Consider the following 16,072-nt stretch of genomic DNA (forward strand, 5'->3'; position numbering starts at 1 on the left):
TAACTTTATTTAACAGATCATCAATTAAACTTTCGATAGCTGAGGCGACTCTTACTAATAAATAAGTTGAAAAAGAGTACTTATTAAAAGAATGATTGTTGGTTTTATAAAAAATAAAGAAATGAAAAAGTTGATGTTAAGTTTGGCGTTATCTGGATTGATGTTAGCCGGTTTCGCTCAAGAAAAAAAAGATGTTAAACCAGAAATGAAAGAAATGCAAACTTCTATGCATAAACACAAAGGCGGAAGAATGCATGATGGTTTTAAAAATAAAACTCCAGAGGAAGTTGCTAAGATGAAAACTGATCGCATGGATCAAAAGTTGAAATTTACAGATAAACAGCGTAAAGATATCTATGCCTTTAATTTGAAGCAAGCAAAAGACCATCAGAAATTAGCTGCTGAGCATAAAGAACATCGCGCAAAAATGAAAAAACAACGTGTGGCAGAACATGAAAAAATGATGGGAATGTTAACTCCAGAGCAACAAAAAACGTTAAAGGATTCCTACGCTGAAAATCGTAAAATGCACAAAGAACATTGGAAAAAAGACAGACAGCTAAAAAGAAAAGACTTTAAAAAAGGTGAAGTAACTAAAACAAATGATGCCGACGTAAAAGCATCATAAAAATTAAACAAGGATAGTTTTCATATTAAATATTGGTGAGTGTTAGTAGAGGAGGGAACCGTTGGTTCCCTCTTTCTTATTATGTAAGCTCATGCTTAATACCTAAGCTCATCATTTGTTCGATGTGTTTTGTCTAGCTCAAAGGTTACACGATTGCAAAATGCTTCGGTATTCCCATCAGGATGCGCTTATTTGATAAACCTTCTTGTTATTGAATTACTATCCATTAGTTTAGTGATCAGATAGCTAAGACTAAAGCCAAGTACCGCTATGGAGAGGATTTTCAATGTTGCTGGAAGATTAGGAATGTTTAAGAAGGTATCCGTCAGCGCCTGAACAATAATAAAATGCGATAAATAGATGCCGAAGGTGGCTGAAGAGATACGTTTTATCCATGTAGATTCAGGTATCTTTAGTTTTTGTACAACAAGGAAAATGGCTATGGTCATCAGCGCGACGTTGATATTACAGAAATACCAGATCACCTCGAGGTTGGCATAATTTCCGGGATAGTATTTTTGAGTCGCCAAGAAGCCAAAAAATGTGGCTAAAAATCCAACAATAAATAAAGGTAAGGCAATCGCTATGGTCTTGGTGATAGACCATTGAAATGGATAGTTGACCAGATAATAAGCTAATACAATGTAGCCAAGGAAACCTGAAAAATAATAGAAGGTGCCAAATTCATTCCAGTTACAGACTCCCCAGATCCCCATCTGTTCATAATTTCCCGTATATCCCAATGTTGGAGCAATCATTTTGATGTATGGAATGAGAAGTGTGACTATCCAGAATGCAAGAAAATATTGAATGTCTTTTTTTGTTGCCTGATTCAACCAGCTGCCGATGATAGGTATGATGAGGTATAGACCAATTAACATATACATATACCATAGGGGGGTAGTATCGTAGTTAAAATTAAATATTGCGGTATAAATTTTTGTAATTGTTGCTTGCATCGTAAAATTAGTCATATCGATCAACGCACTGGGGCTACTCTTAATGAAATTCAGGTATACAAAAAAAGCGATTGGCAATACAATTGACCAAAAGATAAGTGGGACAATTATTCTTCCAATTCTCTTTCTATAAAAGGTGGCCAGATCGGTTTTAACGGGAAAAAGGAGTATACCTGACATCATCGCAAATAAGGGCACACAGGCGCGGACGATGCTTCCCCAGAATACACCTTGATGAAAGGTGCTGCTGTTGTCAAATGTTCCGACAAAGGCGTCGCAGCTATGGGATATGAGTACCATGAAGCAGGCGAGAATGCGCAAGAAATCAATCCAAGGAAGATAAGTTTTTGTGTTTTCGGAAGTCATTTGTAATGAGGTTTGGGATCGAAGCTAACAAAAAAAGTGGCATTAGCTTGATCGTCTAATGCCACTTTTTTGTTATTCTTTATTTTTTTGATGTTCTTTCCATTGTTTGGAGAAGGATTTGTCGGCCAATTTGGGTAGTTCCCGTTGATCTCCCCAGGTTTTCTGAAAGAGTTTTTTGAGAAAGAAATTTTTAAATTTCCCGCCGAAGAAATCGATCAGTTTTCTACGCATGATACCATAGGTAAACCATTGCCAGACTTTTTGTTCTGTTTTTGCTGCTAAGCCTTGATCAACAGAATCTTTTCTGTTGACGAGAAGCATGCGTTGAATGTCAATACCGACAGGACAGACCTCTGTACATTTTCCACAGAGTGTGGAAGCGTAGCTTAGGTGTTTGAATTCTTTCATGCCATTTAAATGTGGCGATATGAGCGATCCAATTGGACCCTGATAAGTCGTTTCATAGGTATGTCCACCGATATTCTGGTAGATTGGACATACATTTAGACAAGCACCACAGCGGATGCAATATAAGCCCTGGCGTTGTTCCTTTTGCGCTAAGAGTTTGCTGCGGCCATTGTCAAGCAGTATAACATACATTTCTTCGGGACCATCCGATTCATAAGGTTGTTTTGGCCCAGTGAGTAGCGTATTGTATACCGTTAGATTTTGACCCGTTCCATGTGTGGATAGGAGTGGCCAAAAGACTTCCAAATCTTGTACGCTGGGAATGATTTTTTCTATTCCAACGACGGCGATATGTGTTTTGGGGAAGGTCGATGTCAATCGGGCGTTTCCTTCATTTTCGGTAATTGCTATACTTCCAGTTTCTGCAATTAAGAAATTGGCTCCTGTAATCCCAATTTCTGCCGATAGGTAACGATCTCGAAGTAATTCTCGGGCCTTCATTGTAAGTTGTTCCGCAGATGCATCTAGCGGTGTGTCAAATTTCTCGTGAAAAAGCTTGGCAATATCTTCCAGGCTCAGATGCATGGCCGGCGTAACAAAATGATAGGGTTTTTGGTCCAGTAGCTGAATGATATACTCGCCAAGATCAGTTTCTATGGCTTCAATATTTTTGGAGGCCAGAAAATGATTAAGCTCGATCTCTTCTGTCGCCATCGATTTTGACTTTACGACAGATTTTGCTTTTTTACGTGCAATGATCGAATAGATTTCGTCCAAGGCTTCCGTAGCATCGTTGGCCCAGATTACTTTTCCGCCTCGAGCCGTGAAGTTTGCTTCAAATTGCAACAAATAACGATCGAGATTTTCCATGACCTTCCATTTGATCAGGTTCGCTTTTATCTTGCTATTTTCAAGGTCCGCAAATTTGCTCTTGCCTTTTTCGAAAGCCATGCTGTATTTGTCGATATTGTAATTGATAATATCGCGGTGTTTGGTGTCAAATGCTTTTTGCGCACTTTCCTTAATAAACGTATTAGCGGTACTCTCTGCCATCTAATCTGCTAATTTTTCACAAAAAAAGTTGGTAAAAATTACCAACTTTTAAATATACTGTTAATAAATTGTTTCTCGAAAATCGAGTTAAATAATTTATGCTTTTATCGCAATATTTAAGCTTAGCTCGTCCAGCTGCTCTTGGTGGATGGTTGACGGTGCGTCAATCATAACATCTCTTCCCGAGTTGTTTTTTGGGAAGGCAATCACGTCGCGGATGGAATCTAAACCTGCCAATAAGGATACTAGTCGATCAAAACCAAAGGCCAATCCACCATGTGGAGGAGCACCGAAGGTAAAGGCCTCCATAAGGAATCCAAATTGTTTTTTTGCTTCTTCAGGACTGAATCCTAAATGTTTGAACATGAGCGATTGAAGCTCTCTGTCATGGATACGGATTGATCCACCACCGACTTCTACACCGTTTAAAACAAAGTCATAGGCATTTGCTCTTACTTCTCCGGGATTGGTATCTAAAAGTGGAATATCTTCCGGTTTTGGTGAAGTGAATGGGTGGTGCATGGCGTGGAAACGGCCACTTTCTTCGTCCCATTCCAATAGTGGGAAATCAACGACCCATAATGGAGCAAAGGTTTCTTTGTTGCGGAAACCAAGTTGTGCTGCTACTTCTAGACGTAGTTCATTAAGTTGTTTGCGAACTTTGTCTGTTCCACCAGCCATAATTAACAATAAGTCGCCAGGTTTCGCGTGGAACGCTTCTGCAATTGCCGACAGTTGTTCTGGCGTGAAAAATTTATCAACGGACGACTTGACTGAACCGTCTTCATTCACACGCGCATATACCAAGCCCGTTGCACCAATCTGTGGACGTTTGATAAAATCTGTCAATGCATCCAGTTGTTTTCTGGTATAATGCGCACAATTTTCCGCATTGATACCAACCACTAACTCTGCTGCATCAAATACAGGGAAACCTTTTCCTTTGGCAACCTCGTTTAGTTCAACAAACTGCATTCCGAAACGGATATCCGGTTTGTCTGATCCGTAAAGGCGCATCGCGTCTGCGTAAGTCATACGCGGAACATTGCCTAAGTCGATACCTTTGATTGTTTTGAAGATATGTTTTGCAAGTCCTTCAAAGATATTTAATACATCTTCCTGTTCTACAAAAGACATTTCACAGTCTATTTGCGTGAATTCTGGTTGGCGGTCTGCACGCAAATCTTCATCACGAAAACATTTGACAATTTGAAAATAGCGATCAAATCCTGAAACCATCAATAATTGTTTGAAGGTCTGTGGGGATTGAGGTAACGCATAAAATTCTCCAGGATTCATACGGGAAGGTACGACAAAGTCGCGTGCTCCCTCTGGAGTTGATTTAATCAGGTATGGGGTTTCTACTTCCAGGAAGTTTTGGGAGTCAAGATAACGGCGTACCTCTTGTGAGGTCTTATGACGTAAAATAAGATTTTCACGTACGGGATTACGACGCAAATCTAGGTATCTGAACTTCATTCTGATGTCATCACCGCCATCTGTTTCATCTTCTATTGTAAAAGGAGGTAATTTAGCGGCATTTAATATTTCAAGATTTGAAACCTTGATTTCAATATCTCCTGTAGAGATTTTAGCATTTTTATTGGAACGTTCGATAACTTCTCCGGTTACCTTGATGACATATTCTCTTCCGAGCTCACGGGCACTTGCGCGCAAGGAAGCATCATCATCTGCATTGAACGTTAATTGTGTGATACCATATCGGTCTCTAACATCGATGAAAGTCATACCGCCCAAATCGCGCGATTTCTGAACCCATCCACTTAGGGTAACCGTTTTCCCTAAGTCAGCTAGTGTTAATTCTCCACAAGTGTGTGTTCTGTGCATATTGTTATTAAAATTATATTTTACGCAAAATTATTGGTTTTACTCGACAATAACGAATTCTGTTAAGCTTATTTGAGCAACCTCCTCCCACTTTCTTCCACATGTTTTGCTTCTGATTTTGAGATCTCCCACTTTGCTCCCTCTTTAGGAGGAATTGCGTAAAATTAAATTTCTAAAGAGGAAATTTTTACAATTCATTTCCGGTTTTTGGAAAAAAAGCCTGAAAAATTAGCGTCTATTCTAGATCTTATTTTTAGTAGGAGATAGCTGTTTAACTGCTTGTAAATAAGGTTTTATACATGTTTCTTCTTAAGTCGACTTCTGTTTGTTGTAGCTATTTTTCGATGTGGAAAACTTTTTTATGTGATAAAGTGGGGGAAAGTGGGAGAAAGTGTATACTTTTACATTTAAATTAGAATAGGATAATTGACGACATGACTCAGTTGATCGGAGAATTCGAATGCAAGTTAGACGCCAAAGGAAGGATGGTGTTGCCAGCTGCGCTCAAGAGGCAAATGCCTCATGTAGAGCGGGATGGTCTTGTGGTGAATCGCGGTTTTGAGAAACATCTCGTGTTTTATCCGCGGGAGGAGTGGGATTTGATGACGGCTAAGCTGGCGAAATTGAATCAATTCGACCCTAAAGTTCGTGCGTTTGTCCGTGCTTTTACACGTGGCGCTACAGAATTGACATTGGATGCTGCGGGTCGTGTTTTATTGCCGAAAAGTTTGTTGGAATTCGCAGGTATAAACACAGAGTTGGTGTTGGCGTGTCAATTTAATAAAATTGAGGTTTGGTCAAAAGAAGGTTATGAGGATTTGATGGGTGATGGTGGTGTGGAAGATATATCATCTTTGGCGGCAGAGGTAATGGGAGATATTAATTTTGGAATATAAGCGTATGGAGAATGTATATCATGTTCCGGTAATGTTACAAGAATGCATGGATGCTTTGGCTATAAAGCCGGATGGCATCTACGTGGATGTGACTTTTGGTGGTGGTGGTCATTCTCGGGAGATTCTGAAGAGATTAGGGCCGAAGGGCAAGCTGTTTGCTTTTGATCAAGATCCGGATGCATTGGAAAATGCAATTGATGATCCTCGTTTTACATTGATCCATCAAAACTTTAGATTTTTAAAAAATAGCCTTCGTTTGGAAGGTGTGCGTTCTGTAGATGGTATTTTGGCGGATCTAGGTGTTTCTTCGCATCAATTTGATGCAGCAGATCGCGGGTTTTCCATTCGTTTTGATGCAGATCTGGATATGCGTATGGATCAGGTCGGCGATTTGGATGCGAAATCGCTTTTGGCGACCTATTCGGAGGAAGATCTTCATCGTATTTTTGGTATGTATGGTGAAATCATGAATGCGAAATCGCTTGCAAAAACTATTGTTACGGCGCGTTTGGCGCAGCCAATCCAAACTGTTGCTGAATTGAAGGAGGTGATTCAGCGTATGGTACCGAAAAGTAAAGAGCATAAATATCATGCGCAGGTATTTCAGGCGCTTCGTATAGAAGTGAACCGTGAGTTGGAAGCCTTACAGGAATTTTTATTGCAGACAGTTGACGTGTTAGGTGCTGAAGGTCGATTGGCTGTTATGTCTTACCACTCTTTGGAGGACCGTTTGGTCAAAAATTTTATGGCCAAAGGTAAGTTTAAAGGTGAGGTTGAGAAGGATTTTTTTGGAAATGAAATTAAGCCATTTCATGTGTTGAGCCGTAAAGCGATTACGGCATCTGCGCAGGAATTGTCGGTAAATAATAGATCACGCAGTGCGAAACTGCGTATTGCTGAAAAGTTGGATTTGTCTTAAAAATGGAGCGAGAGGATGAGCAGAAATACAATAAGACAGAAAGAGCTGAGTGAAGAAGTTCAGGAGGAACTACAAGAAACTGTCGAGGAAAAGGCGGAACAAACAGAAGCGTTTATTAAAACGCTTTTTACCGTTGGAGACCTTTCGTTAAATAAAATATTGCAGTACTTGCCTTTTGGAGCTTTCATTGCCTTTTTGATGTTGTTGTATATTTCCAATCGTCATTTTGCAGAGCGAACTATTCGGAGTATCGATAAAGTAAGTAAAGAGGTGAAGGAATTAGGTTGGGATCATAAGTCTCTTTCTGCCGAACTGATGAAGATGTCTACGCAGACAGAAATTGCAAAACGTGTGGATTCTTTGGGGTTGAAAGAGCGTGTGGAACCGCCGATCAAAGTCGAAGTTATAGAGAATAAAGAAGATAAATAGGAAGAGTTATGAGTATCAGAAATACGATTCTTGTTCGCGTCTACTTTGCTTTCGGGCTTATTGTACTGCTTGCGTTTTTGGTATTTGGAAAAATGACCAAATTGCAATATGTCGATGGGCAGCATTGGAAAGCTTTGGCAGATAGCCTTTCTATTCAGGAACGGGAGGTGGAAGCTGCCCGTGGTAATATCTATTCAAATGACGGGAGTTTATTGGCTACTTCGGTCCCTGAATATGAGCTTCGTTTTGATGCAATGGCGATTCCGGAGGAAGGTGAAGAGTATTTCAATTTGAAAGTTGACTCTTTGGCTATTAAACTTGCTGATTTTTTCAAGGATAAATCGTCTCGGCAATATTTGACATTATTAAAACAGGCACGGAATAAAAAACAGCGTTACTTGTTGCTGAAACGCAATGTGTCGCATCAGGATTTAAAAAGGATCAAGCAATTTCCTTTACTTAAATCTGCCCGTGTCAACAAGGAACGTTATCCGAGTTGTTTGATTACAGATCGGCAGAATAAGCGTATTTTACCTTTTGTTAATCTCGCTGCGAGAACCATTGGTTATAAAAATGTGAAAGAGAATATTCATGTTGGACTGGAGGGTGCGTATGGTGAATATATCGATGGAAAAAGCGGGAAGAGGTTGATGCAACGGATTGCTGGTGGAGTTTGGATTCCTGTTAACAAAGATATCGAGGTTGCTCCAGTTGATGGGTCTGACATTATCTCTACCATTGATGTGAATATGCAGGATATGGCGCAAAGGGCTTTGGAGAAGCAGATGATTACGAGTAATGCGGACGAGGGCTGTGTTGTGATGATGGAGGTGAAAACAGGCGAAGTGCGTGCGGTGGCCAATTTTATGCGAGATAAAGATGGTGTCTATCGTGAAAAGTTCAATCTTGCAATTGCGCAAAGTGCAGACCCGGGTTCAACATTTAAGTTGGCTTCTTATTTAGCCTTGATTGATGATAAAAAAATAGACTCGAGTACAACCGTAAATATTGGTAATGGTAATTGGCCAATTTACAAGCATACTATTCGTGATTCACATGCACCTAAGAAGTCGATAATTTCGGCTAAACGGGCTTTTGAGGAATCATCGAATGTGGGGGTTACTAAGTTTGTTTACCAAGCATATAAAGATAATCCAGACCAGTTTACATCGAAACTGCATTCTTTCGGTTTTGGTAAGACTTTGGGACTGCAGATTCCAGGGGAAGGTGTACCCTTGGTAAAATCATCGAAAAGCAAGAGCTGGAGTGGATTGTCGCTTGTGCAGATGGCTTATGGTTATGAAATGAAAATAACGCCATTGCAAACGTTGACATTTTATAATGCTGTCGCCAATAACGGTAAATTGATAGCGCCACTATTTGTTAAAGAAATTCGGCATTTAGGAAATACAATTCAAACGTTTCAAGCGAAAGTGATTAACGAAAAGATCGCCTCGGATCATGCTTTAGCAGAGGTGCGGGGAATGATGGAAGGTGTTATGACTGAAGGAACAGGTAGAAGTGTTGCCAGTCCGTTGTATAGCTCTGGTGGTAAAACAGGTACTGCACAGATGGCTGATGGCTCGAGAGGGTACGGTGCTAGACGATATCAATCTTCATTCGCGGGGTATTTTCCAGCTGAAGATCCAAAATATTCCATTATTGTGGTGATTCGTAATCCGAGAAACGGATATTATGGGGGATCAGTGGCTGGACCTGTATTTAAAGAGCTTGCCGATATGGTTTATGCCAACGATATGGAGATGGAAGGGAAAAAGACGTTTAAGGCGGTCAATGTGGGTGGAAGAATGCCATTGACTTTACAAGGGTCGAAGGAAGCTAGTAAAAAAGTATACGACAGGTTGGGAATTAATACAGTGAATTGGGATACAATTGCACGGGGAGAGGTGGATACCTCTACAAGAGGCGTACCGTTCATGGATTTAAAATATAAAGAAGGAATTGTTCCGAATGTTGTCGGAATGGGATTGATGGATGCTTTATATGTTGTGGAGAATGCAGGATTTAAAGCACATGTGACAGGAAAAGGAAGAGTGGGAATACAGTCGTTAGCTGCAGGACAGAAACTGGCTTTTGGAACGGCGATAAATTTAGAACTTAAGTAATGATGGATTTAAAAAAAGTATTGCATGCTATCCCTGTACAGCAGGTTGTAGGGAACCTTGAAGAGGTTGATGTGCACTCTTTGTGCTTTGATTCCAGAAAAGTGGAGTTGGGAAGTTTGTTTATCGCAGTGCGGGGTGTTCAAACAGATGGTCACTTGTTTGTCGATAAAGCAATTACTTCTGGAGCTAGAGCAGTTATAGTGGAGGAACTGCCAGAAGAAACACTGGATTCTGTGGTCTATATTTTAGTGGCTGATTCTGCTTATGCTTTGGGTGTGGCTGCTGCTAATTTCTACGGAAATCCTGCTGAGCAGCTGAAACTTGTAGGCGTGACCGGCACAAATGGTAAAACGACAGTAGCTACCTTGTTGTTTCAATTGTTTACCGAATTGGGCTACCATGTAGGTTTATTATCTACAGTACAGAACCAGATTGGAACGAAGATTATACCGGCTACTCATACAACGCCAGACCCTATTCAATTGAATAAATTGTTGCGGGATATGGTTGATGATGGTTGTGACTATGCTTTTATGGAGGTTAGTTCACATGCTGTGGTTCAGGAGCGTATCGCGGGACTGTTATTTGCGGGGGCGATATTCACGAATATTACACATGATCACCTTGATTTTCATAAAACCTTTGATAACTATATCAAAGCGAAAAAGAAGTTTTTTGATGATTTGGATGCGAATGCTTTTGCTTTGACGAATGCTGACGATAGAAATGGTCAGGTCATGCTCCAAAATACAGTGTCACATCGGAAAAGCTATGGCTTGCGTTCTGGTGCAGATTTTAAAGCAAAGGTTATCGAAAGTCATTTCGATGGCATGCTGATGAGTGTTGACGGACAAGAGGTGTGGGTGAAATTAATCGGTGACTTCAATGCCTATAACCTTTTGGCGGTTTATGCTGCGGCGATATTGCTTGAGCAGGAAACGGTAAAAGTGTTGACTGCACTAAGCACACTAAAGGGTGCTGAAGGAAGATTTGAAACGATGAAGTCGGCTTCGGGTGTTTTTGGAATCGTAGATTATGCCCATACGCCTGATGCCGTGGAAAATGTGTTGAAGACCATTAGTTCATTGAGACGTCCAGAACAAAAAATCATTACTGTATTGGGATGTGGAGGCGATCGGGATAAGACCAAACGGCCTGAAATGGCTGAAGCTGCCTTGCGTTATAGCGATCGTTTTTTGATTACCTCCGACAATCCACGTACAGAAGATCCCTATCAGATTATTAAAGATATTGAAGCTGGTGTGGCAATGGATCAAAAGGTAAAGACGCTTTCCATAGCTGATCGGAAGGAAGCCATACGGGTGGCCTATCAATTGGCCAGTCCAGGTGATATTATCCTTGTGGCAGGAAAAGGACATGAAAAGTATCAGGATATAAATGGTGTGAAACATCATTTTGATGACAAAGTAGTTTTAGAGAATACATTTAACGAAAAATAGAAATATGTTATACCATCTTTTTACGTGGCTCAGTGAATACATTCATATACCAGGGGGAGGCTTATTTCAATACATCTCCTTCCGGACATCTATGGCTGTAATTGCTTCATTGATTATTACCACGGTTTTTGGGGGAAAATTGATTCAATTCTTGCACAATAAGCAAGTCGGAGAGACAATTCGTGATTTGGGGCTTGAGGGAGAAAAGAAGAAAGCTGGTACACCGACAATGGGTGGAATTATCATTATTGCTGGTATCCTTATTCCGACGTTATTGTTCGCCAAATTGACGAATATCTATGTGATTATCATGATTGTGACAACGCTGTGGATGGGTGCAATTGGATTTTTGGACGATTACATTAAGGTTTTTAGACATAATAAAGAAGGTTTAGCAGGTAAGTTTAAAGTTGTTGGGCAAGTTGGATTGGGAGCAATCATTGCTTGTACAATGTATTTTCATCCTGATATCGTTGTTCGAAAAGGAGTAGATAAACCGACGTCTACCAAGCCTGTTGAAGTGGTTATCAATGAAGGTACAGGTGAGAAGACCTATGCTGAAAACGTGAAATCATCTAAGACAAATATTCCGTTTTATAAAAATAACGAGTTTGATTATGCTAAGGTGTTTAAAATATTCGGACTACAGAGCGATTATCTGACTTTCGTCGTCTTCTTAGTTGTCGTTATTTTTATCGTTACGGCAGTTTCAAACGGCGCAAATATTACAGATGGTATTGATGGTTTAGCCACGAGTACATCCGCTATCATTGGTATTACTTTAGCCATTTTAGCGTACGTGTCGGGTAACGTAATCTTTTCAGATTACCTCAATATTATGTATATCCCCAATTCCGGAGAACTCGTGATTTTCGCCGGCGCATTTGTTGGGGCGTGTGTTGGATTCTTGTGGTATAATACGTACCCGGCTCAGGTTTTTATGGGTGACACAGGAAGTTTGGCGATCGGTGGTATTATTGCTGCTTTTGCTATCCTGATCCGGAAAGAATTGCTGATTCCGATTTTATGTGGGGTATTTCTTTTGGAGAACCTTTCGGTTATTCTTCAGGTGTCGTATTTCAAATACACAAAAAAGAAATACGGTGAGGGTAGAAGAATCTTCCTGATGTCGCCATTACATCACCACTTTCAGAAGAAGGGCTATCACGAAGCGAAGATTGTAACACGTTTTGTCATTGTAGGAATCATATTGGCTATTCTTACTATTGTAACATTGAAAATTAGATAATGATGTCAAATATCGCAACAACATATTATCCTCAATCTGGAAGTTTGGTCATTTTAGGCGCAGGCGAAAGTGGCGTTGGAACGGCGATCCTTGGGAAAGAAAAGGGATTCGATGTATTTGTATCAGATAAAGGGCTTATAGCGGATCATTATAAGGAGCGGTTGAAAGCAGAAGGAATACCTTTTGAGGAAGGTCAACATGATGAGGGGCGCATCTTGAATGCGGCGCTGGTTGTGAAAAGTCCCGGTATTCCAGAGACGGTGCCTTTGGTGGTCGCTCTGAAAGCAAAAAATATACCTGTGATTGCGGAAATTGAATTTGCAGCGCAGTATACAGATGCAAAATTAATCTGTATCACAGGGTCAAACGGGAAGTCTACGACAACCATGCTGACCTACGAGATGCTCAAACACGGAGGCTTAAATGTCGGACTGGCAGGCAATATCGGAAAGAGCTTTGCGCTTCAGGTAGCTAAAGAACAGTTTGACTGCTATGTCTTGGAAATATCAAGCTTTATGCTGGATGATATGTACCATTTTAGAGCAGATGTTGCTGTTATATTGAATATTACGCCTGATCATTTGGATCGCTATGACCATAAAATGGAAAATTATGTGGATTCAAAATTCAGGATGATTCAGAATCAAACGGAGAACGATTATTTTATATACTGCCTCGACGATCCAGAAACAATTAAAGGATTGGAAAGACATCATAGTAAAGGGACCTATTTGCCTTTTACACAGGAACAACTTGTTGAATTGGGCGCTTATTTAAATGCCAATAAAACAATAATTATTAATACACCAAATAACGATACATTCACTATGAGAGCTGAGGAATTGTCATTGCAGGGGAAGCATAATATTTATAATAGCATGGCTTCTGGGTTAATTGCGAAAGTGCAGGAATTGAGAAATCAAGTGATGAAAGAGAGCATGGGTTCGTATGTGAATATTCCACATCGCCTTGAACATGTAGCCTGTATCGGCGGTGTAAATTACATTAACGATTCAAAGGCAACGAATGTAAATTCGGTATGGTATGCTTTGGAAAGTTTCTCTACGCCAATTGTATTGTTATTAGGTGGTGTAGATAAGGGAAATGATTACAGTATGCTCGCTGATTTGGTCAAAGACAAAGTGCGTGCTATCGTTTGTTTGGGAAAAGATACAGCTGCAATTCATAAAGCATTTGAACAAGATGTGGAGATTATTGTCAACAGTACCTCCATGCAAGATGCCGTAGTATTGTCTTCGCATTTGGCGCAAAAAGGGGATACGGTATTGCTATCGCCAGCATGTGCTAGTTTTGATTGGTTCAAGAACTATGAAGATCGTGGCGACAAATTTAAAGCTGCAGTCATGGAATTATAAATGGTGTAACCCAATAAGAGGAGGAAGGATATGCTACAGAATATAATGTCTAAATTGAAGGGTGATCGATGGATATGGATCATTGTGATTATCTTATCGGGATGGTCGCTTTTGGCTGTATACAGTTCGGTAGGTACGTTGGCTTATAAAGAGGGGAAAGGGACTGAAATGTATCTGTTAAAGCACTTTTCTATTATTGCCATAGGGTTTATCCTGATGTATCTTTCCCATAAGCTGGATTATCGGTATTATGCGGGCATATCTAAAATAATGATGGGTATTACAATCCCTTTGTTGTTGTTTACTCTCTTATTTGGTAGTAAAGTGAATGAGGCTAGTCGTTGGTTGACTATCCCAGGTATAGGTTTGACCTTTCAAACGTCAGATTTAGCCAAGTTGTCACTTATCGTCTTTCTTGCGCGGATGTTATCCCGGAAACAGGAAGAGATTAAAGATGTGAAAAAATCGTTCCTACCCATTATGGGGTCGGTATGTGGTGTATTTATCCTGATTGCCTTGGCCAATCTATCTACAGCATTGATGCTGTTTGGTGTGAGTGTTTTATTGCTCTTGATCGGTCGGATCAGTTTTAAGCAGATTGCCATTGTTTGTTGTGGCGGTGGAGTGCTGCTAATGATGGTTATTTTCTTCGGTCCACGTAGGGCGACCTATATCAGTCGGGTAAAATCTTTTTTTCATACTGAAAAAGTAGATAAAACCGTGTCCTTCCAGGATGATAAAAACTATCAGGCAAATAATGCGAAAATTGCCATAGCGACCGGAGGACTTTTTGGAAAAGGACCGGGAAACAGTGTGCAGCGTAACGTGTTGCCGCATCCCTATTCCGATTTTATTTATGCGATCATCATCGAGGAGTATGGAACAGTCGGTGGGGTAATTCTGTTATTTCTGTATCTGGCCTTTATGTATCGATGTATACGTATTGTCACGATGAGTCCCAAAGCTTTTGGTACTTTTTTGGCTGCGGGTCTGGGATTTAGTTTAACGATTCAGGCATTAGCAAATATGGCTGTTGCTGTAGGCTTAGGTCCAGTTACGGGGGTTCCGTTGCCTTTGGTAAGTATGGGAGGAACCTCGATTTTATTTACGAGTGTCGCCTTGGGAATTATCCTGAGCGTGAGTAGAAATATAGAAGAATTAAAAGGTAAAGAGGAATTAGATGAAAAGCCTAAACCCAAAAAAGTGGTGATAGGATCTATTCCGGCATAATAATAAATTAAGCATGGCAATTCGCGTAATTATCAGTGGTGGTGGGACCGGAGGACATATCTTTCCGGCAATTTCGATTGCCAATGCGTTGAAGGCAATGGATCCTGCAAATGAAATTCTATTTGTTGGTGCCAATGGCCGGATGGAAATGGATAAAGTGCCGGCTGCGGGATATAAGATTGTGGGACTTGATATACAAGGAATCAATCGTAAACAGCTGTGGAAAAATATCTTTTTGCCGTTTAAGCTTATGAAAAGTTTGAATAAGGCAAAAAGCGTAATTAAAGATTTTAGACCTGATGTAGCTGTGGGCGTGGGAGGTTTTGCTTCCGGTCCATTGTTGATGATGGCCAATAAATTGGGGATACCAACAGTCGTGCAGGAACAAAATTCATATGCAGGGGTGACCAATAAAAAGGTTGGCGCAAAAGCTGCCAAGATCTGTGTCGCTTATGAGGGGATGGAGCAGTTTTTTCCTGCTGAGAAAGTATTGCTCACTGGGAATCCGATAAGACGCGAGTCTATTGCGATAGGGGGCAAAAGAGATGAGGCATTGGCCTTCTTTGAGTTGGATCCACACAAAAAAACAATTTTGGTACTCGGAGGTAGTCTTGGAGCTAAAACATTAAATGAAAGCGTGGTTGCTTACTTGAATGATCTAAAGAACGAAGGAGTGCAGGTGATTTGGCAATGCGGTAGTTTCTATGTTGAAAAGTTAAGGGAGGAGCTGGCAGGGAAACTTCCGGAAAATGTGAAGATGATGGCCTTTTTGCAGCATATGGATTATGCATACGCCGCTGCTGATTTAATTATTAGTAGGGCGGGAGCAGGGACGATTTCTGAGCTGTGTGTTGTTGGGAAACCAGTAATTCTTGTGCCTTCACCCAACGTTGCTGAAGATCATCAGACAAAGAATGCGATGGCATTGGTCAATAAAGAAGCTGCACTCCTGGTTAAAGACAGTGAGGCAAAAAAGGACTTGATACCTGCTGCTTTAAATTTATTAAATGAAGCCAATCATGTCGCGCAATTAAGTGAAAACATTAAAAAACTCGGTAGGTTGAATGCTGATGTGCAGATTGCTGAAGAGGTATATAAATTGGTAAATAAAAAATAGACGAAGCG

General features: G+C 40.5%; 13 protein-coding genes. 10 read left to right on the top strand and 3 right to left on the bottom strand.

Annotated features, from left to right (window positions below; all coding sequences use genetic code 11):
• The first annotated feature begins 91 nt into the window (after window positions 1-91).
• Entirely contained in the window at window positions 92-628 is a 537-nt protein-coding gene (locus B3C94_RS13435; RefSeq protein ID WP_293904460.1) for a hypothetical protein, read from the top strand.
• Window positions 629-816: 188 nt separating this feature from the next.
• Here B3C94_RS13435 and B3C94_RS13440 read toward each other — a convergent pair whose 3' ends face one another.
• From B3C94_RS13440 to aspS, 3 genes are all read right to left on the bottom strand, one after another.
• On the bottom strand, window positions 817-1,953 hold the full coding sequence (locus B3C94_RS13440) for an acyltransferase (protein ID WP_293904462.1): 1,137 nt from the start codon (window positions 1,951-1,953) through the stop codon (window positions 817-819).
• Window positions 1,954-2,025: 72 nt separating this feature from the next.
• On the bottom strand, window positions 2,026-3,414 hold the full coding sequence (locus tag B3C94_RS13445; protein ID WP_293904464.1) for a LutB/LldF family L-lactate oxidation iron-sulfur protein: 1,389 nt from the start codon (window positions 3,412-3,414) through the stop codon (window positions 2,026-2,028).
• A gap of 96 nt (window positions 3,415-3,510) precedes the next feature.
• Window positions 3,511-5,262, bottom strand: coding sequence for an aspartate--tRNA ligase (gene aspS, locus B3C94_RS13450; protein ID WP_293904466.1), 1,752 nt, complete (start codon window positions 5,260-5,262; stop codon window positions 3,511-3,513).
• Window positions 5,263-5,696: 434 nt separating this feature from the next.
• Here aspS and mraZ point away from each other — a divergent pair, with 434 nt between their 5' ends.
• From mraZ to murG, 9 genes are read left to right on the top strand one after another with little or no spacing between them, the layout of a single operon-like run.
• Window positions 5,697-6,158 (top strand): division/cell wall cluster transcriptional repressor MraZ, encoded by a 462-nt coding sequence (mraZ, locus tag B3C94_RS13455; RefSeq protein WP_293904468.1) that lies wholly within the window; start codon window positions 5,697-5,699, stop codon window positions 6,156-6,158.
• A gap of 4 nt (window positions 6,159-6,162) precedes the next feature.
• Window positions 6,163-7,077, top strand: a complete 915-nt coding sequence (gene rsmH / locus B3C94_RS13460; protein ID WP_293904470.1) for a 16S rRNA (cytosine(1402)-N(4))-methyltransferase RsmH — start codon at window positions 6,163-6,165, stop codon at window positions 7,075-7,077.
• 15 nt (window positions 7,078-7,092) lie between these two features.
• Window positions 7,093-7,506 carry an FtsL-like putative cell division protein gene (locus tag B3C94_RS13465; protein WP_075991280.1) on the top strand — a complete coding sequence of 138 codons (414 nt, stop codon included), beginning with the start codon at window positions 7,093-7,095 and terminating at the stop codon, window positions 7,504-7,506.
• A gap of 8 nt (window positions 7,507-7,514) precedes the next feature.
• Window positions 7,515-9,632: a penicillin-binding protein gene (locus B3C94_RS13470; RefSeq protein ID WP_293904473.1), complete on the top strand. Its 2,118-nt coding sequence runs from the start codon at window positions 7,515-7,517 to the stop codon at window positions 9,630-9,632.
• Window positions 9,632-11,092 (top strand): UDP-N-acetylmuramoyl-L-alanyl-D-glutamate--2,6-diaminopimelate ligase, encoded by a 1,461-nt coding sequence (locus B3C94_RS13475; RefSeq protein WP_293904475.1) that lies wholly within the window; start codon window positions 9,632-9,634, stop codon window positions 11,090-11,092. Before B3C94_RS13470 ends, B3C94_RS13475 begins: the two co-directional genes overlap by 1 nt.
• Window positions 11,093-11,096: 4 nt before the next feature.
• The gene (gene mraY / locus B3C94_RS13480; RefSeq protein ID WP_293904477.1) at window positions 11,097-12,341 is read left to right on the top strand and encodes a phospho-N-acetylmuramoyl-pentapeptide-transferase; all 1,245 of its coding nucleotides are present in this window, start codon (window positions 11,097-11,099) and stop codon (window positions 12,339-12,341) included.
• Window positions 12,342-12,343: 2 nt separating this feature from the next.
• Complete coding sequence (murD, locus tag B3C94_RS13485) at window positions 12,344-13,717, top strand: UDP-N-acetylmuramoyl-L-alanine--D-glutamate ligase (protein ID WP_293904806.1); 1,374 nt, start codon at window positions 12,344-12,346, stop codon at window positions 13,715-13,717.
• Window positions 13,718-13,747: 30 nt separating this feature from the next.
• Window positions 13,748-14,947: an FtsW/RodA/SpoVE family cell cycle protein gene (locus tag B3C94_RS13490; protein WP_293904479.1), complete on the top strand. Its 1,200-nt coding sequence runs from the start codon at window positions 13,748-13,750 to the stop codon at window positions 14,945-14,947.
• A 13-nt stretch (window positions 14,948-14,960) separates the two neighbouring features.
• Entirely contained in the window at window positions 14,961-16,064 is a 1,104-nt protein-coding gene (gene murG, locus B3C94_RS13495) for an undecaprenyldiphospho-muramoylpentapeptide beta-N-acetylglucosaminyltransferase (RefSeq protein ID WP_293904481.1), read from the top strand.
• Window positions 16,065-16,072 lie beyond the last annotated feature (8 nt).

This window comes from Sphingobacterium sp. UBA5670, assembly GCF_002420705.1.
Taxonomy (GTDB): Bacteria; Bacteroidota; Bacteroidia; order Sphingobacteriales; family Sphingobacteriaceae; genus Sphingobacterium.

Bases quoted from the DNA above. Each gene is read 5' to 3' on its own strand.
- B3C94_RS13435 (WP_293904460.1), top strand. From the start codon at position 92: ATGATTGTTGGTTTTATAAAAAATAAAGAAATGAAAAAGTTGATGTTA.
- B3C94_RS13470 (WP_293904473.1), top strand. From the start codon at position 7,515: ATGAGTATCAGAAATACGATTCTTGTTCGCGTCTACTTTGCTTTCGGG.
- B3C94_RS13440 (WP_293904462.1), bottom strand. From the start codon at position 1,953: ATGACTTCCGAAAACACAAAAACTTATCTTCCTTGGATTGATTTCTTG.
- B3C94_RS13490 (WP_293904479.1), top strand. From the start codon at position 13,748: ATGCTACAGAATATAATGTCTAAATTGAAGGGTGATCGATGGATATGG.
- mraY (WP_293904477.1), top strand. From the start codon at position 11,097: ATGTTATACCATCTTTTTACGTGGCTCAGTGAATACATTCATATACCA.
- aspS (WP_293904466.1), bottom strand. From the start codon at position 5,262: ATGCACAGAACACACACTTGTGGAGAATTAACACTAGCTGACTTAGGG.
- mraZ (WP_293904468.1), top strand. From the start codon at position 5,697: ATGACTCAGTTGATCGGAGAATTCGAATGCAAGTTAGACGCCAAAGGA.
- B3C94_RS13475 (WP_293904475.1), top strand. From the start codon at position 9,632: ATGATGGATTTAAAAAAAGTATTGCATGCTATCCCTGTACAGCAGGTT.
- B3C94_RS13465 (WP_075991280.1), top strand. From the start codon at position 7,093: ATGAGCAGAAATACAATAAGACAGAAAGAGCTGAGTGAAGAAGTTCAG.
- murD (WP_293904806.1), top strand. From the start codon at position 12,344: ATGTCAAATATCGCAACAACATATTATCCTCAATCTGGAAGTTTGGTC.
- B3C94_RS13445 (WP_293904464.1), bottom strand. From the start codon at position 3,414: ATGGCAGAGAGTACCGCTAATACGTTTATTAAGGAAAGTGCGCAAAAA.
- rsmH (WP_293904470.1), top strand. From the start codon at position 6,163: ATGGAGAATGTATATCATGTTCCGGTAATGTTACAAGAATGCATGGAT.
- murG (WP_293904481.1), top strand. From the start codon at position 14,961: ATGGCAATTCGCGTAATTATCAGTGGTGGTGGGACCGGAGGACATATC.